This window comes from Noviherbaspirillum sedimenti, assembly GCF_003590835.1.
Lineage (GTDB): Bacteria > Pseudomonadota > Gammaproteobacteria > Burkholderiales > Burkholderiaceae_D > Paucimonas > Paucimonas sedimenti.
Genome location: NZ_QYUQ01000002.1, coordinates 1,150,148 through 1,170,081 on the forward strand (window position 1 = coordinate 1,150,148; position 19,934 = coordinate 1,170,081).

The following is a 19,934-nucleotide window of genomic DNA, read 5'->3' on the forward strand; positions in this document are numbered from 1 at the left end:
GAGTGCCATCAAAAAAACTCTCGTCGCATTAACTAAGATGCTTGCATAGCCATCCTTCCCTGACTGGCCAGGCATTAGAAATCCAATGCGCGACATACTGATCGACAATTCGTCCCGACTGGAATTTTCCATGCGCTTGGTGGATGTATTTGCCATCGTGGGCGCCGCCAACTTGGCGGGCGCAATGCATTTTCTCGGACCATTGGATTCGGTTGCGCCGATCCATCCGATGCTGATGTATTTTTGCGGCGCACTGGCTTTTTTCCTGTTTCCCCTGCTTGGCGTCTATGCCTCATGGCGCGGCCGGCCAATGCTGACCATGACAGGGCAACTTGCGGCTGCCTGGGCCGCGATCTTGTTGATAGGCCTGTTTTTCAGTTTCCTGATCCATCATGCCGGCAATGTTTCCCGGATATGGATGTTCTATTGGTATTTTGTTGGCCTTGTACTGCTGGTTTGTTATCGGCTTCTGCTTTATTCGACCTTGCGTCTGTTGCGCAAAATGGGGCTGAACAACAAGCGTGTGGTCATCGTCGGCTATGGCATAACCGGACAGGAAATGCATCGGCGGGCGCAACAGCAGGACTGGTATGGTTATGATGTCAGTGGCATCCATGTCGACGAACAGGATGCGCACCAATTGCGCGACCCGGCGATCGACCGCATCGACAATCTTGAGGACATTCCCGAGTACGTGCTGAAAAAACAGATCCATGAAATCTGGATTACCCTGCCCTTGGCGGCGTCGGCCAAGATGCAACAGTTGCAGCATTTGCTGCGCAATGCGCTGGTGGATATTCGCTGGGTGCCCGACACTATCGGGCTCCACATGCTCAGCAACCGCATGATCGATTTTCTGGGTGTTACGGCAATCGACCTGAATTGCCCGGTTTCCAGCGGCGTCGGCGGCTTGTTCAAGGCAATTTTCGACAGGATGTTTGCCCTGGTCACACTGATATTGCTGATTCCGCTCTTCATCGTGCTAGCCATCGGCATCAAGATTTCCTCGCCGGGGCCGGTCTTTTTCAAGCAACCGCGCCTGGGATTGAATGGCAAAAAAATCGATGTCTACAAATTCCGCAGCATGAAAGTGCATCTGGAAACCGGCGTAGTGACCCAGGCCAGTCGCAATGACCCCCGCGTTACCCCCTTTGGGCACTTCCTGCGCAGAACCAGCCTCGATGAGCTGCCGCAGTTCATTAACGTCTTGCGGGGCGACATGTCCGTCGTTGGCCCGAGACCGCATGCCTTGCAACACAATGACAAATACAAGGATTTGCTGGAACTGTATATGCTGCGCCACCGCGTCAAGCCTGGGATTACCGGTTGGGCCCAGATCCACGGCCATAGAGGTGAAACCGACACAGTCGAAAAGATGCGCAAGCGGCTCCAGTTTGACCTCTATTACATCCGCAACTGGTCGTTTTTAATGGACATGAAAATTATAATTTGGACAACTTTCAAGGGTTGGAGCGGCAATAATGCCTATTAAGCTGAACGAAGCTGAACGTGCAAATTTTATTTCTCACAAGTACATTTTCCGGAACAAAACAAGCAATAATATGCCTTCAAATTACAAAAAAGATTCCGGGGACACGACGTGGCGTATTACTCCATTGCCGACAAATGCTTGCTGCTCGAAAAAATCAACAGCACCATAGAATTGTCCACCTTGCTGGATCTACTAGGTGAGCAAATTGACAGCCTAGAACTGCTGGACGGCTACCTGATCAACCTGCTCGATGCAAGCGGCACGGCCCTGATCAGCAGGAAAGTCCACTTCACCAGCGAATACCAATTCCTGGAAAATACCTACGCTGACTACAAGATTGAGTTGACACCAGACGCGGCGAATCTCAGCGTCAAGGCCTACCTGCAAAAACAAATCATCCAGGCCGATATCGTCAATGCAACGGGCGAAGTCAAACGCCTGCTCGGCCTGTGGAAGCTGGAAGACATGGCCGCCATTCCACTGATGGCGGCGGAAAGCAAACAGAACAGCAAACTGCCTGGCACCATCGTTTTATTGAAACAGCAAGGAAAGATCACCCACGAAATACTGGACATATTCGATGAATTAGTCGCGCTGTTTCATGCGCCGCTGTGCAATGCGCTGGAATATGCCTATCTCAAAGATAATCAAGACCGTCTCGAAGCTGCTGCGGCAGAACAATCCCGCTTCCTGCAATTCATCGTCGAGATGAATAACATGACATCGCCCGATCGCATTTACGACATGTTTGCACATGAGTTGTTTCACAAGCTGACGTTCGACATGGTCGGGTTTTTCCTGCTTGAAAATGAAGTATTGGTCAGCAAGAAAATTTCCATCACCAATCCGCGTTATGAGGCGCGCCGGGCAAAATGGGAACAATTCCTGCTTTCGCATCCTTATCAGCAAAACACCACGGATGGCGGCATATCGCACACATTCATGCGCAATACGCCACTGCTTTTTCCTGATGTGCAAAAGATAAAGCATCTGCCGATGTCCAGTAATGACCAGGCAACCATGAAGATCCTGGGTGGGGTGCGCACCCTGCTGATGGTTCCGATCCGCCACCAGAACCATCCCATCGGTGTCCTCACTTTCTTTACTTTTGTGAATACTCTGGACATTTCCGAATCGGATTTAATCCTGCTGAACAATCTGTCCGCTTTTCTTGGCACAGCCATCATCAACGGTCGTAATTATCTACTCAACCTGGAACAGCACCGCGAAATCGAACGCCTGAACCTTGTCTTGCAAGACAAGGTCAAGGAACTGGCAGAACAGGCCTCTACCGACAAGTTGACCGGCCTCTTCAACTTCCGCACCTTTGAACTGGAACTGAATCGTCGTATCAACGAATTCGAACGTCACACAGATAAAGCCGGCCTGTCGATTGCCGTGATCGACATCGACCATTTCAAGAAATTCAACGATGCCCACGGGCACAATGCCGGCAATGTGGTTCTGGCCGGCGTCGCCCGCGAAATTGGCAAGCTGGTGCGCAAAATGGATCTTGCCTGCCGTTACGGTGGCGAAGAATTTGTCGTGATCCTTGCCAAATGCGACCCCGAGGGCATCCGCTTATTTGCCGAGCGGGTGCGCACGGCAATCGCCGGCGCGGTTTTCGACACCGATGCCGGAAAATTATCGGTCACGGTCAGCGTCGGCTGCACGACGCACCAAGCTGAAGACACTTACGAATCCCTGTTCAAACGTGCCGACCATGCCTTGTACCGTGCCAAGGAAAACGGCCGCAACCGGATTGAAACCGCCTGAATCCTGCCTTCCCTGGCTCGCATGACTCGCATGACAATCCGGCAGCGCCACTGCCGCCGGTGCCGTCAGTTGTCTGTTGCGCTCTGTAGCCACCCTGCCTGACTGGCACGCGCCATGCAAAATCACAAGCATCGTGCCGAATTGATCAAGGCAGGCTTGGCGTCACACGCCATCATACGAAACGAACCGCTTAACCGCTGGCGTCATCCGCCCATCATTTCCAAATGGAAATCGCATGCAATATCGGTATCGCGAAAAATCCAATGTAACGAACTGGTTCGACACCATCCAGGCGAAATTGCGCAATCCGCCATCCGTCGCTGTGCCCAGGTCACACATACTGCCGGCGAAGAGTAACTATGCGAGTCACCGCATGGGCTTTGATGGCAATGTTTGCTTTCAAGCGACGAACGGCGAGTACATCCAGATCGCCGGCGTGCCATTGTATTCCCGTGATCCAGGCGACATGCGCGGCGCGCCGGATAGGGTGGCAGATTTGGCGGCGGATTTGGCGGCGGATTTGGCGGCGGATTACGCTGCCGAAGACACAGGCAGCGCCGCCGTCTCGCCACCGCAGGATCCGCCACCCAGTGCGTGGAAATTCGAACTTACTGAAGCGCAAAAGCACAAGCTCGAACAGGAAACCGGCCTGAAGCCTGCCGCCGCGCGTGCTGCCACGCCGGCCCTGAGTGGCTTGCTCAGCGTGACGGCCGCCATCGTCGCCGGCATCATCATCGCCAACAACAATTCTTTCAGACTGAAGGTGGCCGATGGCAGCCGCGGCGACACGGTGGCTGCACATGCGGCGATATCCCCGGACGCCACCGTGGCCGCGGTAGCTGCACGCCCGGCACGGCCGCTTGCTGCGCCGCCTGCACCTGCCCTGTCTATCCCGAAACAGGAACATCCTCAGCCAGCAATCCTCCAGGCGCGCAAAGTCCGCGCACCCGCCAAACAAAAATCAATGCGCCCGGGGAACGAGTCCAGGGGCGCGCGTCACGCCTCAACAAAGGCGAAGGCAACCCGCCTGGCGCAGCAGGCACCGCGCGCGCCCTTGGTCCAGGCAAGCACTAACGGAACTGCTCGCGCCGAATCCCAGGAAAAAATCTCGAGTGTTCCGCCCAGGCAGACGCGCCAGTCCTTGCCGGGACTTGGTCATCAGTATGCGCGCTGCGCACAGTTAAACGGCTTGCTGCGACGGGAAAGATGCAAATGGGATGTGTGCGGCGAAAAGTGGGGCAAGCAGGGATGCCCATCCTATCAATACAAAATCAGTCCGGAAATGGGGGGATTGTCGGGGGGATGGTCAGGCCAACGCAACCTCGCTGAGGATGGCTGATCGCGGGTCGACAACGCATGACAAGGGATAGCAGCGCAATCCGCCAGTCCTGCATTCGATAGCTGCCTTCGATCGCGACGCCGGAACATTGTCAGTCGCGACAGCACCGGCTGCGCTGCGGATCAACTGCAGATAAACTGCAGATAAACTGCAAATAAACTGCAAATAAACTGCAAATAAACTGCAAATCGATTTCTATCAGGCAACGGTATTGATATTGCGGCCCAGATGCACGGGCAATCTTGTAGAGGGCACTTGCGGAATTGCCTGCAGCAAGGCCATGGCCCCGTCACTTTGCGCATCCAGCGCCTTTTTAAACACGGCGATGCTGACATCCTGCGCAGTTTTCGCTTGTGCCATGCCGGTTGCCATGCTCGCAATTGAACCGATTTCCATTTCTTTTCTCCCTAACACTACTTTACGCCTGATTGTGTTATCGGCAGAAAGTGCCATCACTTTAGCCGGTAAGAAAATAATTCTTCTTGCAATCGAGCTCGTGCTCGCCAGGCCAGCCAGGTGCGCCAAAACAATTATCCATACAACATGTCGAACCATTCAAAGGATTTCAATGTCCATGATAAAAATCCCATCGAATAATGCAGCAAAAAACATGCAGCACAAAATAGTAAACGGGAGACATGTGCAATGAACCAGAATAATGTTATTCATTCAGAGCAGCAAGAAAATTTCCTGAGCAATCTCGTCGCATTCGCCAAGGATCATCGCGCCCAGCACTGGTCAGGAAATCTCGGCGACTTCCTCAAAAAAATTCTCCCCGACGATCCGTATGGCGTGGCCCGCTCCTCGCACCAGTACATCTGGGACATGATCCGCTGGACCCGTACCGAAGATGCAGAAGGCAATCCACAATGCAAGCTGTTCCAGGATGAATTGTTCGGCGTCGACGAATCGATCACGCGCGTGATCGATTATTTCAAGGCGGCGGCGGCCGGCTCGGAAGTCGGGCGCCGCCTGCTGCTCTTGCTGGGGCCGCCTTCCGGCGGCAAATCTACCCTGGTGATTCTGCTCAAGCGCGGCCTGGAAGAATACAGCTATACCGAGGCCGGAGCCCTGTATGGCATCGCCGGCTGCCCGGTGCATGAATCGCCGCTGCATCTGGTCCCGCATACCTTGCGGGCAACTTTCCGTGATACGTACGGGGTCGAGATTACCGGCGAAGTCTGCCCTTTCTGCCGCAGCCGCCTGGAACAGCAGTACAAAGGCGACTTCATGCAGATGCCGGTTGAGCGCATCTTCATTTCCGAAGCCGGCCGCAGCGGCATCGGCACCTATGCGCCGCACGACCCCACTACCGCAGACCTCGCCGACCTGGTGGGTTCGGTCGATTTATCCAAGGTAGCCGAATACGGCGATGAAGGAGATCCGCGCGCCTGGTCCTGGTCCGGTGCAGTGTATGCCGCCAGCCGCGGCATGCTCGAAATGATTGAAATTCTCAAGGTCAAGCGCGAATTCCTTTACCTGCTGCTGACTTTAACGCAGGAAAAAAACGTCAAGGTATCGCGCTTCCCGCTGATTTATCTGGACGAAACAATCCTTGCACATACCAACCTGGCGGAATTCCGCAAGTTTTTGCAGGAAAGCGAAAATGAAGCCTTGCTCGACCGCATGGTCATTATCCAGGTGCCCTACACCCTGAATTACAAAGATGAAGCGCGTATTTACCGCAAGCTGATTTCGTCGGCGGCACCGGCTTTCCGTGAAGTCCACCTCGACCCGCACGTGCTGCATGCCGCCGCCGTGTTCGCCACGCTGACCCGCCTGCAGGATGGCGAGGACAAGGAATCCGAGCTGGGCAGAAAATTGCGCATCCATGCCAATGAAGAAGTCGAGGGCATCAACCGCAACGAGGCGGAACGGATGAAGCACAAGGCGCCGGAAGAAGGTCTGGCCGGCGTGTCGCCGCGCTTCGTCATCAATGCCCTGTCAAGCGCCATCATCCAGTCGGACAGCAAGAGCCTGACCACCATGGACGTGTTGCTATCCCTAAAGGATGCCATCGAAAGCGATGCGCGCATCGACCCCAAGAAAAAGCGCAAATGGGTCGATTACCTCGTGCTGGCGCGCAAGCACTTCTACAATCGCTGGGTCAAGGAAGATGTCTACAAAGCCCTGTTCGTCTCGTTTGAACAGGAGGCACAGGATTTGCTCGACAAATACCTGGACGAGGTCGAGGCCAGTCTGGACAACCGCCCGGTACGGGATCCCATCACAAGCGAAGAACGCAAGCCGGATGAACGCTTTATGCGCACAGTCGAAGAAACCATCCATATCACCGACTCCGGCAAACAATCCTTTCGCCAGGAAGTCGTACGCAAGGCGATGGGCGCGTTCAAGCGGGGCGAGAAATTCACCCTGGACAGCCACGCCTTGCTGCACGACGCGGTACAGCAATACCTCTTCGAACAAAGGCGGGATGTGTTGAGACTGGTCAGTTCGACCATGCGGCCGGATGAAGAAGTCCGGCAAAAGATTTCCGTTGTCGAACAGCGCCTGGTTGAGGAATACGGATACGACGCCCACAGCGCGCGCGAAGCCCTGAACTACGTGACCACCCTGCTGGCACAGGAATAGGCGTCGCGATCAGGCAGCAGCAAGCGCCTGGCGATGATGGTTTAGGCGAGACAGGAACAGATATGCGCAGTCATCTCAGGATTTGCATGGAATCGCCCTGGTATGAACTATTTTCCCGGGGCGCGCGCGACATGTTGCGCCACAATGAAAAAGTCCGTCAGGGTGTGCGCGACAACCTCGCAAGCTTGATCGCCGGCCCGGACCTGATCACCGGGCCGCAACAGGACAAGACCGTGCAAGTGCCGGTACGCATGCTGGAGCACGCCCGCTTCCGCCTGTTGCACGCCACCGATGAAGTGCCGACCGCAGCCGGCCAGGGCGCCGCCCAGCCAGGCGACGTCCTGCGCCAGGCGCCGCGCACGCCGTCGCGCGACAATGAGGGCCAGGGTGGCGGACAGGAGGAAGGCGAAGTGCAGCTCTTGATGGAGTTGAAGGTGGACGACATCATGGACTGGCTCTGGGAAGAAATGCAATTGCCGGACCTGCAGCCACAGCGCAAGGCCGCCATCGACGAACGCGAGTATGTGCGCGAAGGCTGGGACCGGCATGGTGCGCGCGCCCGCCTGGATCGCCGCCGGACCATGAAGGAAGCCATCAAGCGTCGCGCCATCCAGCCCGGTGGCGCAGCATTTTCCAATGAGGATCTGCGCTTTCGCCAACTGGTGCAGCGAAAAAAACCCGCCACCAATGCAGTGGTCCTGTTCGCCCTGGATGTCTCGGCCAGCATGACGGATGCCGAGCGCAAACTGGCCAAGACCTTCTTCTTCTTTGCCCTGCAAGGTATACGACGCAAGTACGCCCGCGTCGAGACGCGTTTCATCGCGCACACCACGCATGCCTGGGAATTTTCCGAAAGCGAATTCTTCCAGGTCTCCGGCGTCGGTGGCACCGGTGCATCGAGCGCCTTCCGCCTGGCGCTGGACTTGCTGGAGAGCGACTATGACCCGAATCAATACAACATTTATCTGTTCTACGCTTCGGATGGCGAGAACTTCACCGAAGACCGGATGCCTGCCACCGAAGCGCTCACCAGCTTGCTGAAACAGGTGAACTATGTCGGTTATGTCGAAACCACGCCTGGTTCGCTGCGCACCACCAGTACCGAAATGAAGGCGATCTGCGCCGCGCTCGAACAGAGCGGCCTGCCGGTCGCAACCAGCGTACTGGGTCGCGCCGACGATGTCTGGAAAGCGATCCGCAAATTCTTCATGTCACAGTCGGAAGCTGGCGCGGGCGGAGAAACCACCGTCGAAGCTGCAGAGACGGGTAGCGCGGGTAATCCGGCCGGTACGAGCAGTTCAAGCAATGCAGCCGAGGCGGTACGATGACCGCCGGTGCGAACCAATTGCAAGACTACGCGCGCCGCATCGAAGAACTGGCGGTGCGGCTCGGCCTGGATTTTTACCCGGTCGATTTCGAACTGGTGCCGGATAATTTCATGACCGAAATTGCCGTATATGGCTTGCCGGTACGAATGCCGCACTGGTCCTTCGGCATTCGCTATATTCATCAGCTCATCCAGCAAGGCATGGGCCACTCGCGGATTTTCGAAGTCATGTTTCCGGGCGATCCCTGCCACGCCTATCTGGTCAATGGCAATTCGCTGCCGGAAAATACCCTGGTGGTCGCGCATGTGCTCGGCCATGCCGATTTTGCCAAAAACAATCACCTGTTCCGCAAATTCATGGAAATGGCGGGCGGCCACATCCTCGAACAGGCCGCCGCACGCGCCCACGCGATCGAAATGGCGCTGGAGCGGCACGGCCAGGAAAAGGTGGAAGCCGTGCTGGATGCAGCGCTGGCGCTGGAACCGCATATCGATGTCCAGAGCGAATTGCATCGCAGTGCCTCCGCTGCAATGCCGCGCCGGTCCGAGCCGACAGCGCCTGGCATCGCGGCGCTCGTTGCCGCGTCCTCCGGCGACGATTTTCGCCGGCGCTACCATCAATTGCCGGGCGAAACCATGCAACTGGCGCTGGAACCGATGACGCCGCGATCCCCCTCTTCCGCAACGCCGCTGGAAGAATATGACTTGCTGTGGTTTATCGCCAAGCATGCGCCTGACATGGCCGGGTGGGAGCGCGACATCTTTCTTGCTGTCCGCGAGGAATCCTTTTATTTCTATCCGGTCTTTGCCTGCCAGATCATGAACGAGGGCTGGGCCTCCTACTGGCATGCGCGGCTCCTGCGCGAAGCCGATTTCCTGCCGCAAGACCTTTACCTGTCGGCCATCAAGGCGCATTCCGACGTGGTTCGTCCCTACGCCGCCGAACGCCAGCTGGCGCTGTCGATCAACCCCTACCATCTCGGCTTTTCGATGTGGGAATACATTATCGAAAAACAGGGCCTGGAAGCCGCCCGCCGCATCTGCCGGGAAGAAGACGATTTCGGCTTCATCCGCAATTACCTCGATGCGGAACTGGCGCGAAAGCTCGACCTGTTCGTCTATGCAACCCACACCGAGGGCGACATCCGCGTCGCCAGCCGCGATATCCATGCCATTCGCGAAGCGATCCTGGCGCCGAAATTCAACTACGGTGCGCCGCGCATCGCGGTAACCGGCATCGAACAGGACGGCAGCCTGGAACTGACGCACGACCATCGCAGCGACGGCAGCGGCCTGGACATGGCGCGCGCCGACCGCGTGCTCGAATACATCGCGCGCGTATGGCGGCGGCCGGTCAACCTGCATACGGTCGATGAACGGGGTTATGCGCGGGATATTTCGAGCAAGAGAAAATATATGTGAGGCTGTGGCAAAATCCTGATTTATCCTCACCCATCGAAGGCAGGCATTCCATGCAATCCGCCCTGCAGCCAAACGACCGCGCCACTCGCGAAACCATTACCGCCATCCACCACTGGGCGCCTGGCCTGTATTCTTTCAAAACCACGCGGCCAGCGGAATACCGTTTCAGCGCGGGCCAGTACGCCCGCCTCGGCCTGATTAACGGTGCGGGCAACCTGGTCTGGCGCGCATATTCGATCGTTTCCGCCACCACCGATACGGAGCTGGAGTATTACCTCATCGATGTGCCGGGCGGCGCCTTCACTTCGGCCTTGCGGCACCTTGCGCCGGGCGAGCCGATCCTCCTCGACAGACAAAGCCACGGCGTGATGACACCGGAACGCTTCATCGATGGCGAGGATTTGTGGATGCTGGCCACCGGCACCGGCCTGGGTCCTTTCATTTCCATCCTGCGCGAGCCGGCGGTCTGGCAGCGCTTCCGCCATTTGCTGCTGGTGCATTCGGTGCGCCATGCAGAAGAGTTCGCTTATGGCGATGAATTGTGGGAGCTACAGCGAAAGTATGCCGTCGAACCGGCCACGCTGCGTATAGTGCAGACCAGTACACGCAGCAGTGTGATCAATCCGGCGCCAGGTACTGGCGCGGGGCTTGCCCGCCTGAACGGGCGCATCACGACCCTGCTGAAGAACGGCGAACTGGAAAGGCATGCCGGCCTGGTGCTGCAGCCGGAAAAGTCGCGCGTCATGTTATGCGGCAATCCCGCCATGACCGACGAGATGCGCGAACTGCTCAAGGCGCGCGGCATGCGCCCCTGCCGGCGCGAACTGCCGGGGCAATATGTCGCGGAAAACTACTGGTAGGCATCCTGCGGCCGGCGGCGCGCCGCTCGCCGCGACTCAGACTTCAAGCCATTCCCGCCGCACCGCCGTGTTGGCGCGCAGATCGGCCGGCGCGCCTTGAAATACCACGCTGCCCTGGCCGAGTACGTAAAGCCGCTGCGATATTTCCAGGGCGATAGCCAGTTTTTGTTCGACCAGCAGCACCGCGATGCCGCGCTGCTGCAGGGCGACCAGGAACTGCGCCACCTGTTCCACCACCTGTGGCGCGAGGCCCTCGGTAGGCTCATCCACCAGCACCAGGCGGGGATTACCCATCAGCGTGCGACACAGCACCAGCATCTGCTGCTCGCCGCCGGACAGAACGCCAGCCTGCATGCGCGCGCGCTCGGCCAGGCGCGGGAATAGCCGGTACATGTCGGCAATGCACCAACCGTCCATGCTGCCATTAGCGCCCCCCGGACCGGACTTATAGCCCGGCTTTTGACCAAGGATCAGGTTTTGTTCGACGGTTAGGGTGGGAAACACGTCCCGGCTCTCGGGCACATAGCCGAGCCCTTTGCGCGCCACCTCGAAGGGTGTCAGGCCAAGGATGTCTTCGCCGCCGAAACGGATCACACCACGCGCCTCGACCAGCCCCATGGCAGCCTTGACGGCAGTCGAGCGGCCAGCGCCGTTGCGTCCGAGCAGGCTGACGATCTCGCCCGACTGCACCCGCAGATCGACCCCGCGCAAGACATGGCTCTTGCCGTAAAAAGCATGTACGCCCGCGAATTCAAGCAAGGCCGTCATGCCGGCTCCCGCGCGGCATGACGGCCGAGATAGGCTTCCTGCACCGTCGCGTTGGCGCGCACCGCTGCCGGCGCATCGCAGGCGATGATCTCGCCGCCGACCAGCACCGCGATGCGGTCGGCCAGGCCGAAGGCCACGCCCATGTCGTGCTCCACCACCAGCAGGGTCTTGCCGACCGTAACCGTGCGGATCAACTCGACCGTGGCATCGGATTCGGCACGGCTCATGCCGGCAGTCGGCTCGTCGAGCAGGATCACGTCGGCGCCGCCGGCGATGGTAATGCCAATCTCCAGCGCGCGCTGTTCAGCGTAGCTGAGCAAGCCTGCCGGCGTATCGCGCCGCGCCTGCAGGCCGATTTTCTCCAGCACCGCGTCGGCGCGCGCACGCACATCGCGCAAACCATCAAGGCGCTGCCAGAAGGAATAGCGGTAGCCGAGCGGCCACAGCAGGGCGCAGCGCAGGTTTTCCTGCACCGACAGGCGATGGAAGATATTCGACACCTGAAAACTGCGCGACAGGCCGCGCCGGTTGATCTCGAACGGCCGCTTGCCAGCCACAGGGTCGCCATGCAGCAGGATGGCGCCCGCATCCGGACGCGCGCGGCCGCAAACCAGGTCGAACAGGGTCGACTTGCCGGCGCCGTTGGGGCCGATCAGCGCCAGGCGCTCGCCCTCTTCCACGCGCAGGCTGACGCCGCGGATGATGGCGGTCTTGCCGAAGCTTTTATGCACGTCCCGCAGTTCAAGCGCGCTGGGCTTCATGCACATTCTTCCTGTGCGCCAGCAGGCGCCTGCCAGCGCACCAGGAACGCACGCCGCAGCTGCAGGAATGCGCCGCTGCCTGCCGCCATCGCGGCCAGTGCCAGCAGCCACGGCGCTACCGCCACGGTATCGAGCGTCATGCCGAACAGGCGGACGGCGCTGCCGTCAGCGGATTCCAGGCTGCGCTGGTACAGCATTTCGACCAGCAGCGCTACGCCGGCAAACGCCAGCAAGGCAGCCGCGCCCAGGCATGCCAGCCAGGCCAGCATGACGGCGCAGGCGGCGATGCCGCCTCGCCAGCCCTGCCGCAAGAGTCCCAGCAAGCCGAGGAGCATGCCGGCCAGGCCGCCCGGCGCAAACATCACCATCAACATGAATACCGCGCCCAGATACAGTTGCCAGGCCTTGGTCCAGGCAGACAGCACGACAGTGAGGAACACGCCGGCAATGGCGCCCAGCAGCGGGCCGAAGAAGTGACCGATGCCGCCGATGAAGCTGGCCAGCAGCACCCCGGCCGAGCGCGCCGCGCCGACGTTCTCGGCGCTGACGATTTCGAAATTGAGCGCCGCCAAGCCACCGGAAACGCCGGCAAAAAAAGCCGACAGCACCAGGGTCAGGTAACGCACGCGGCGCGGATCGTAGCCGATGAATTCGGCGCGCTCCGGATTGTCGCGCACGGCGTTGAGGATGCGCCCCAGCGGCGTGCGCGTGAAGGCATACATGGCGGCGGTGCAGATGAACAGCCAGGCGGCGATCAGGTAATAGACCTCGATCTGCGGGCCGAAGCTGATCCCCAGGAACGGCGCGCCGAACACACGGTTGCCGGAGACGCCGCCTTCGCCCCCAAAAAATCCCGGGAACATCAATGCGCTGGCGAACACCAGCTCGACCATGCCAAGCGTGATCATGGCAAAGCCGGTGCCGGCCTTCCTGGTGGAAAGATAACCGAACACGATGCCGAAAAACAGGCCGCCCAGGCCGCCCGCCAGCGGCACCAGCGATACCGGCAGCGGCAGGCTGCCTGCCGTTGCCAGGTTCAGGGCATGGATCGCAACATACGCGCCGAGGCCCGAGTACACGGCATGGCCGAAACTGAGCATGCCACCCTGCCCCAGCAGCATGTTGTAGGACAGCGCGAACACCATTGCCGTCCCCATCTGCGACAGGATCGACAATGCCGCCGCCTGCGGAAACAGCAGCGGCGCCGCCAGCAGCACAGCCGCGTAAGCGCCCCACAGCAGCCAGCGCTGGCGTCCCCGCATATCGCGCATATCGCGCATATCGCCCCTGCGGCCCCTGCGGCCCATCTCATCCATCTTGCGCAGGATCGCCGGCATCGCCCTAGCCCTCGCGCACGCCAAGCAAACCGCGCGGGCGCAGCAGCAACACCAGCACCAGCAGCAGGTAAGGCAGGATCGGCGCCAGCTGGGCGATGCTCAGGTTCAGCAGGCGCTGCTGCGCCAGCGCCGGCGTCGCTTCGACGCCGAACGCCCCGAGCAGCCCGAGCAGGGAAAAGTCCAGCGTCACCGAGAAAGTCTGCAACACGCCGATCATGAGCGAAGCGATGAAGGCGCCCGCCAGCGAACCGAGGCCGCCGACCACCACCACCACGAAAATGATGCTGCCGAGTGCCGCCGCCATCGCCGGCTCGGTCACGAAGGCGTTGCCGCCGATGACGCCGGCCAGCCCGGCCAGGGCGCAGCCGCCGCCGAACACCAGCATGCTCACGCGAGGCACGTCATGCCCGAGCGCCTCGACCATGTGTGGATGGGTCAGTGCCGCCTGGATCACCAGGCCGATGCGGGTTTTTCTCAGCAACAGGTAAATTGCCAGCAGCATCAGCAGCGCCACCAGCATCATGAAGCCGCGGTAAGCCGGGAAGGTGGTGGAGTACAGGGTAAACAGCGGCCGGTCCAGCGCCGCCGGCACCGGGTAGGGTACCGGCGCACGGCCCCACACCAGTTGCACCAATTCGACCAGCAGGAAGGACAGGCCGAAGGTAAACAGCAGTTCACCCAGATGGCCATGGCGGCGTACCGCGCGCAGTGCATGCCGCTCGACCAGCGCGCCCAGCAGCCCGGTCAGGAGCGGCGCGATGAACAGCGCCGGCCAGTAGCCGATGCGGCTGCTGATGGCGTAGGCGAAGTAGGCGCCCAGCATGTAGAAACTGGCGTGGGCGAAGTTGAGCACCCCCATCATGCTGAAGATCAGCGTCAGGCCGGCCGACAGCATGAACAACAGTAAGCCATAGCTCAAGCCATTCAACAGGGTGATGAGGGTGAATTCCACGTCGGGAGCGCGCGCCTTCGTTCGAATGAAGCCCGTATTCTAGCGGATGCGTGCCGACGCCGGTCTCAACCAGGCCGCTTCATCTGGCAGGAAGTCGGCTGGGTGGCAACGAATGTGTCGATTTTCTTCTCGGTCTTCCAGCCGTAGCCGGTATTTTCCTGGTCAAACTTCACCTGCTTGCCGTCGACCTTGGTCCAGCTCGCCACGTACAGCGGCTGCAGCAGCTGGTGGTCAGTCCGGCGCATCTCGACTTCACCATTCAGGCTCTTGATTTTCATGCCCGCCATGCGCTGTGCCACCTTCACAGGATCGGTCGAGCCGCCGTCGCGGACTGCTTTCGACAGCATCGCCGTCGCCGTATAAGTGGCCATCCCATAGAAGTCGTCGTTGTATTTCTTCTTGAACGCCGTGACGATGTCGCTACCGGAAAAGCTTTCATTATTCGGATGCCAGTACCCCACCATCTTCATGCGCCCGGCACCCGCCGCACCGACGGCCGTCGGCACGCCGGTGGTGGCGGCATACATGGTATAGAAATCCGCCTTGAGGTCGGCATCGCGGCCAGCCCGGACCAGCAGCGCCAGGTCCGCGCCCCAGTTGCCGGTCACCACGGCAGTTGCCCCGGAAGCCTTGATCTTGGCCACATATGGCGCAAAATCCTTGACCTGGCCGATCGGATGCAGGTCGTCGCCGACAATCTGCACATCCGCGCGCTTGTGCTTCAACTGCTCCCGCACCGTGCGCGAAACCTGCTGGCCGAAACTGTAGTTCTGGCCGATGATATAAACCTTTTTGAGGTCCTTTTGCCCGGCCATGTAAGAGGTCAGCGCTGCGAGCTTCATGTCGGAATTGGCGTCGAAGCGGAAATGCCAGAAGCTGCAGTGCGCATTGGTCATCTCCGGATCGATCGAACCATAGTTCAGGTACACCACTTCCTTGCCCGGATTGCGCTGGTTGTGCTTGTTGATGGCATCGATCAACGCCAGGCCGACGGCAGAGCTGCTGCCCTGGGCGATATAGCGGTAGCCCTGCTCGACGACGGCATGCAACTGGTTCAGGGTTTCCTGCGGACTGCCCTTGTTGTCGAAGCCAGCCACTTCCAGCGTGTGCTGGCCCGCCCATTTTTCACGGTTGGCCAGTTCCGCCATGCTTTGCCAGCTTCGCAGCAGGTTTTGCCCGACCGGCGCGAACGGCCCGGACAGCGATTCGATGAAAGCGATCCTGACTGGTTCGGCCAGGGTGGCGGGGCTCGCCAGCGCCGCCGTCAGGCTCACGGCAGCGATAATCGCGCGCTTGGTCAACATGAAGTATCTCCTCTGCACTATTTGTTTGTTTTTTCTTGAGAATAACGAGTGTAGCCGTAACTGTAAAGCAACTAATCAAACGGCTTATAACTATCGGTTACAATGGTTATTCCAGCGTCGGCAATCGCCTGTGTCGCAACGCAGGCAGCGTGTGCCAGCAGCGTGTGCCAGCAGCGTATGTCAGCAGCAGGTTCCCCGCGCGCCTTCCCGCGATATCGACCGAGCGGGCGCGCCGGTGCGCTTTCGCTGATTCTGTCAAAATACGCTCACGCCTCACCAGGCATCATCCACTGAAGGAACCATCATGAATGCCCCCGGCTTTGCCGCGGCTCCCAGGCGCCTGGAGCAGCTGCCTTTCAGCCATTCTTTCGCCGCCCTGCCGCCGGCTTTTTACACGCGGCTGCAACCAAAGCCCCTGCCCGCGCCCTACCTGGTCTGTGCCAGCCCTGCGGCCGCCGCGCTGATCGGCCTCGATCCCGCCGAATTCGCCACCGAGGAATTCGTCGCCACCTTTGCCGGCAACCGCATCCTGTCCGCGTCGCAGCCACTGGCGGCGGTGTATTCCGGCCACCAGTTCGGCGTCTGGGCCGGCCAGCTGGGCGACGGCCGCGCCATCCTGCTGGGCGAGGTCGCCGCCGATGCGCCGGGTGGCGCGCTGGAAGTGCAGTTGAAAGGCGCAGGACTTACGCCCTATTCGCGCATGGGCGACGGCCGCGCCGTGCTGCGCTCTTCGATCCGCGAATACCTGTGCTCGGAAGCCATGGCGGCGCTCGGCATCCCGACCTCGCGCGCGCTGTGCGTGGTCGGCTCGGACGAACTGATCATGCGCGAGACCCCGGAGACGTCCGCGGTTGCGACTCGCCTGGCCCCCAGTTTCATCCGCTTCGGCTCCTTCGAGCATTGGTACTACCAGGGCAAGACTGCCGAACTCAAGATCCTGGCGGACCATGTCATCGACCGCTTTTATCCGGAATTGCGCGCGGATGCCAATCCTTACCAGGCGCTGCTGGCCGCAGTCACCCGCAGCACCGCGCATCTGGTGGCGCAATGGCAGGCGGTCGGTTTCATGCATGGCGTGCTCAACACCGACAACATGTCGATCCTCGGCATCACCATCGACTATGGCCCCTTCGGCTTCATGGAAGCCTTCGACGCCGGCCACATCTGCAACCACAGCGACAGCCAGGGCCGCTACGCCTATGCCAGCCAGCCCAACATCGGCCACTGGAACTGCTACGCGCTGGGCCAGGCCCTGCTGCCGCTGATCGGCGAAGTCGATGACGTGCACGCGGCGCTGGCCGGCTATGCCACCGCCTACCAGGAAAAAATCGACGAATTACTGCATGCCAAGCTTGGCTTGCAAGCCAGCATGGAAGACGATGTCGGGCTGTTCGAGGCAATGTTCAAGCTCATGCAGGATAATCACGTCGATTTCACGCTGTTTTTCCGCCGGCTGGGGGAGTTGCAGCGTGAAAATCCGGGCGCGGATGCGCCGCTGCGCGACCTCTTTATCGATCGCGCCGGCTTCGATGCCTGGGCCGGCCAATATCGGCTAAGATTAGGCCGCGAAAACCGCAGCGATGCGGCACGCCGCGCCGCCATGCATGCAGTCAACCCGAAATACATCCTGCGCAATTACCTGGCGCAAATCGCCATCGACAAGGCGCAGGACAAGGATTTTTCGGAAATTGCCCGTCTGCAAAAAGTACTGGAACGTCCCTTCGACGACCAGCCCGAATTCGAAACCTATGCCGCGCTGCCGCCCGACTGGGCCAGCCAGCTGGAAGTGAGTTGTTCATCATGACAGAAAAAGTACAGAAAACCGATGCCGAATGGCGCGCCACGCTCGACCCGCTCGAGTATGAAGTCACGCGCCACGCCGCCACCGAGCGCGCCTTCACCGGCCGCTACTGGGACCACCATGAACATGGCATCTATACCTGCGTGTGCTGCGGCACGCCGCTGTTCGAATCCGACGCCAAGTTCGATTCCGGCTGTGGCTGGCCCAGCTATTTCCGGCCGCTCGACCCCGCCAAGGTCGAGGAACGGGTCGACCGTTCGCACGGCATGATGCGCACCGAAATCGTCTGCAAGGTCTGCGACGCTCATCTCGGCCATGTCTTTCCCGATGGCCCGCCGCCGACCGGCCTGCGTTACTGCATCAACTCCGCCTCGCTGCGCTTTACGGCCCAGGCCGAGGCGCCACCTGCAACCAGCCAAGAATAACCATGAAGAAATTCCTGTTCGACCTGTTCCCCGTCATCCTTTTTTTCGGCATTTTCAAGTGGGGGCAAGGCAATCCGGCTGACGCCCAGGCCTTGCTTGGAAATTACCTGTCCGGCTTCATGGCCGGCGGCGCGGTGCAGGAAAGCCATGCGCCCATCCTGCTGGCCACCGCGGTGGCAATGCTCGCCAGTTTCGGGCAAATCGGCTACATGCTATTACGCCGCAAGAAGGTCGATGCCATGCTCTGGATCTCGCTGGTGATCATCACCGTGTTTGGCGGCGCCACGATTTACTTCAACAACCCGACCTTCATCAAGTGGAAACCGACCATTCTCTACTGGTGCTTTGGCGCCGGTCTGCTGGGCGCGCAATTCCTGTTCCGTAAAAACCTGATCAAGACCATGCTGGGCGCACAGATCAGCCTGCCGGAACCGGTGTGGTTCAAACTGAATCTGTCGTGGGCGACTTTCTTTGTCGTGATGGGCATCGTCAACCTGTGCGTCGCCTTCGCCTTTGGCTTGTCCGAAGCCGCCTGGGTCAATTTCAAGCTGTTCGGCTTTACCGCATTGATGATCATCTTTGCGGTAGGTCAAAGTCTGTTTCTGTCGAAATACATCAAGGAAACGCCATGAGCCCGCGTGAACAGCGCATGCTGGCGCTCCTGCATGAGACTTTTACGCCGCTCGAATGCCAGCTGGACGATGATTCCGCTCGCCATGCAGGCCATGCCGGCGCCGCGTCCGGCGCCGGCCACTATCGATTGCGCCTGGTGTCGGCCCGTTTCGAAGGGCAAAACCGCATCAGTCGGCATCGGCTGGTGTATGATTGCCTTCGTGATTTGATGCATGTCGATATACACGCGCTCAACATCATCGCTGTGGCGCCGTCAGAACTTCAAGAACAGCCGCCAAGTGTATAATTATTGACCGTTTTTTAACTCCCCTGTTAGGAAAGAAGAATGACATTCAAACCCGCCCGCTTGCTGGTCGCACTCCTTGCAGCCGCTGCGCTGCCCGTGATGGCGCAGAACATTGCCGTCGTCAACGGCAAGGCGATTCCATCGTCGCGCGTCGAGACCATGGCCAAGCAAATGGCCTCGCAGGGCCAGAAGGACACGCCGGAACTGCGCGCAATGATCAAGGAAGAATTGATCAACCGTGAAATCCTGATGCAGGAAGCCGACAAGCAAGGCCTCTCCAACAGCACTGACGTCAAGAACCAGCTCGACATCGCCCGCCAGGCCATCGTCATTCGCGCCCTGATCGGCGACTTCCTCAAGAAGAACCCGGTGTCCGACGCCGAGATCAAGGCTGAATACGACAAGTTCAAGGCGCAGGCCGGCGACAAGGAATACCTGGCCCGCCACATCCTGGTGGAAAAGGAAGAAGATGCCAAGAGCATCATCGCCAAGCTGAAAGGCGGCGCCAAGTTCGAAGAGCTGGCCAAGCAATCCAAGGATCCGGGTTCGGCAGCCAACGGCGGCAGCCTCGACTGGGCTTCGCCTTCGGCCTTCGTCAAGCCTTTCTCCGACGCCATGGTTGCACTGTCCAAGGGTGGCCTGACCGATACTCCGGTCAAGACCCAGTTCGGCTATCACGTGATCAAGCTGGAAGACGTGCGCGCCGCCAAGGTGCCTTCGATCGAGGAAGTCAAGCCGCAAATCGCCGAATCGCTGCAGCAAAAGAAACTGCAGGCATTCCAGCAAAACCTGCGCACCAAGGCCAGCGTCAAGTAATCGCCAGCCTGCCACGCAATTAAAAACGGCGCTCTTCGGAGCG

At 59.6% G+C, this 19,934-nt stretch carries 18 protein-coding genes; 12 read left to right on the forward strand and 6 right to left on the reverse strand.

The window, feature by feature from the left end; all coding sequences use genetic code 11:
• Positions 1-85 precede the first annotated feature (85 nt).
• From D3878_RS05390 to D3878_RS24035, 3 genes are all read left to right on the forward strand, one after another.
• On the forward strand, positions 86-1,492 hold the full coding sequence (locus D3878_RS05390) for an undecaprenyl-phosphate glucose phosphotransferase (protein ID WP_119784536.1): 1,407 nt from the start codon (positions 86-88) through the stop codon (positions 1,490-1,492).
• 108 nt (positions 1,493-1,600) lie between these two features.
• Entirely contained in the window at positions 1,601-3,268 is a 1,668-nt protein-coding gene (locus tag D3878_RS05395) for a sensor domain-containing diguanylate cyclase (RefSeq protein WP_119784537.1), read from the forward strand.
• A 235-nt stretch (positions 3,269-3,503) separates the two neighbouring features.
• Positions 3,504-4,607 carry a hypothetical protein gene (locus tag D3878_RS24035; protein WP_199688094.1) on the forward strand — a complete coding sequence of 368 codons (1,104 nt, stop codon included), beginning with the start codon at positions 3,504-3,506 and terminating at the stop codon, positions 4,605-4,607.
• 198 nt (positions 4,608-4,805) lie between these two features.
• Here the strand turns inward: D3878_RS24035 and D3878_RS24250 are convergent, their stop codons facing one another.
• A complete protein-coding gene (locus D3878_RS24250) occupies positions 4,806-5,132 on the reverse strand; it encodes a YjfB family protein (protein WP_233556236.1) in 327 nt (108 codons plus the stop codon).
• Positions 5,133-5,252: 120 nt separating this feature from the next.
• On the opposite strand from D3878_RS24250, the gene D3878_RS05415 reads away from it, so the two are divergent.
• The 4 genes from D3878_RS05415 (at position 5,253) to D3878_RS05430 (ending at position 10,808) form a co-directional block, all read left to right on the forward strand.
• Positions 5,253-7,199, forward strand: coding sequence for a serine protein kinase (locus D3878_RS05415; RefSeq protein ID WP_119784541.1), 1,947 nt, complete (start codon positions 5,253-5,255; stop codon positions 7,197-7,199).
• Positions 7,200-7,285: 86 nt separating this feature from the next.
• A complete protein-coding gene (locus D3878_RS05420) occupies positions 7,286-8,527 on the forward strand; it encodes a DUF444 family protein (protein ID WP_119784542.1) in 1,242 nt (413 codons plus the stop codon).
• The gene (locus D3878_RS05425) at positions 8,524-9,948 is read left to right on the forward strand and encodes a SpoVR family protein (protein ID WP_119784543.1); all 1,425 of its coding nucleotides are present in this window, start codon (positions 8,524-8,526) and stop codon (positions 9,946-9,948) included. Before D3878_RS05420 ends, D3878_RS05425 begins: the two co-directional genes overlap by 4 nt.
• A gap of 50 nt (positions 9,949-9,998) precedes the next feature.
• Positions 9,999-10,808, forward strand: coding sequence for a ferredoxin--NADP reductase (locus D3878_RS05430; protein ID WP_119784544.1), 810 nt, complete (start codon positions 9,999-10,001; stop codon positions 10,806-10,808).
• A gap of 36 nt (positions 10,809-10,844) precedes the next feature.
• Here D3878_RS05430 and D3878_RS05435 read toward each other — a convergent pair whose 3' ends face one another.
• The 5 genes from D3878_RS05435 to D3878_RS05455 form a co-directional block, all read right to left on the reverse strand.
• Positions 10,845-11,576: an ABC transporter ATP-binding protein gene (locus D3878_RS05435; protein WP_119784545.1), complete on the reverse strand. Its 732-nt coding sequence runs from the start codon at positions 11,574-11,576 to the stop codon at positions 10,845-10,847.
• Positions 11,573-12,337, reverse strand: coding sequence for an ABC transporter ATP-binding protein (locus D3878_RS05440; RefSeq protein ID WP_119784546.1), 765 nt, complete (start codon positions 12,335-12,337; stop codon positions 11,573-11,575). Before D3878_RS05440 ends, D3878_RS05435 begins: the two co-directional genes overlap by 4 nt.
• Complete coding sequence (locus D3878_RS05445; protein WP_233556458.1) at positions 12,334-13,617, reverse strand: branched-chain amino acid ABC transporter permease; 1,284 nt, start codon at positions 13,615-13,617, stop codon at positions 12,334-12,336. The genes D3878_RS05440 and D3878_RS05445 overlap by 4 nt, the downstream gene beginning before the upstream one ends.
• A 61-nt stretch (positions 13,618-13,678) precedes the next feature.
• A complete protein-coding gene (locus tag D3878_RS05450) occupies positions 13,679-14,626 on the reverse strand; it encodes a branched-chain amino acid ABC transporter permease (protein WP_119784547.1) in 948 nt (315 codons plus the stop codon).
• 65 nt (positions 14,627-14,691) lie between these two features.
• Positions 14,692-15,930, reverse strand: a complete 1,239-nt coding sequence (locus tag D3878_RS05455; protein ID WP_119784548.1) for a branched-chain amino acid ABC transporter substrate-binding protein — start codon at positions 15,928-15,930, stop codon at positions 14,692-14,694.
• A gap of 304 nt (positions 15,931-16,234) precedes the next feature.
• Between D3878_RS05455 and D3878_RS05460 the strand changes: the two genes are divergently transcribed.
• The 5 genes from D3878_RS05460 to D3878_RS05480 are packed head-to-tail and all read left to right on the forward strand — an operon-like array spanning position 16,235 to position 19,891.
• Entirely contained in the window at positions 16,235-17,734 is a 1,500-nt protein-coding gene (locus tag D3878_RS05460) for a protein adenylyltransferase SelO (RefSeq protein WP_119784549.1), read from the forward strand.
• Complete coding sequence (gene msrB / locus D3878_RS05465) at positions 17,731-18,156, forward strand: peptide-methionine (R)-S-oxide reductase MsrB (RefSeq protein ID WP_119787720.1); 426 nt, start codon at positions 17,731-17,733, stop codon at positions 18,154-18,156. The genes D3878_RS05460 and msrB overlap by 4 nt, the downstream gene beginning before the upstream one ends.
• 2 nt (positions 18,157-18,158) lie before the next feature.
• Positions 18,159-18,788: a septation protein A gene (locus D3878_RS05470; protein ID WP_119784550.1), complete on the forward strand. Its 630-nt coding sequence runs from the start codon at positions 18,159-18,161 to the stop codon at positions 18,786-18,788.
• Entirely contained in the window at positions 18,785-19,075 is a 291-nt protein-coding gene (locus D3878_RS05475) for a BolA family protein (protein WP_119784551.1), read from the forward strand. The genes D3878_RS05470 and D3878_RS05475 overlap by 4 nt, the downstream gene beginning before the upstream one ends.
• 39 nt (positions 19,076-19,114) lie before the next feature.
• A complete protein-coding gene (locus D3878_RS05480; RefSeq protein WP_119784552.1) occupies positions 19,115-19,891 on the forward strand; it encodes a peptidylprolyl isomerase in 777 nt (258 codons plus the stop codon).
• The last annotated feature ends 43 nt before the right edge of the window (positions 19,892-19,934 follow it).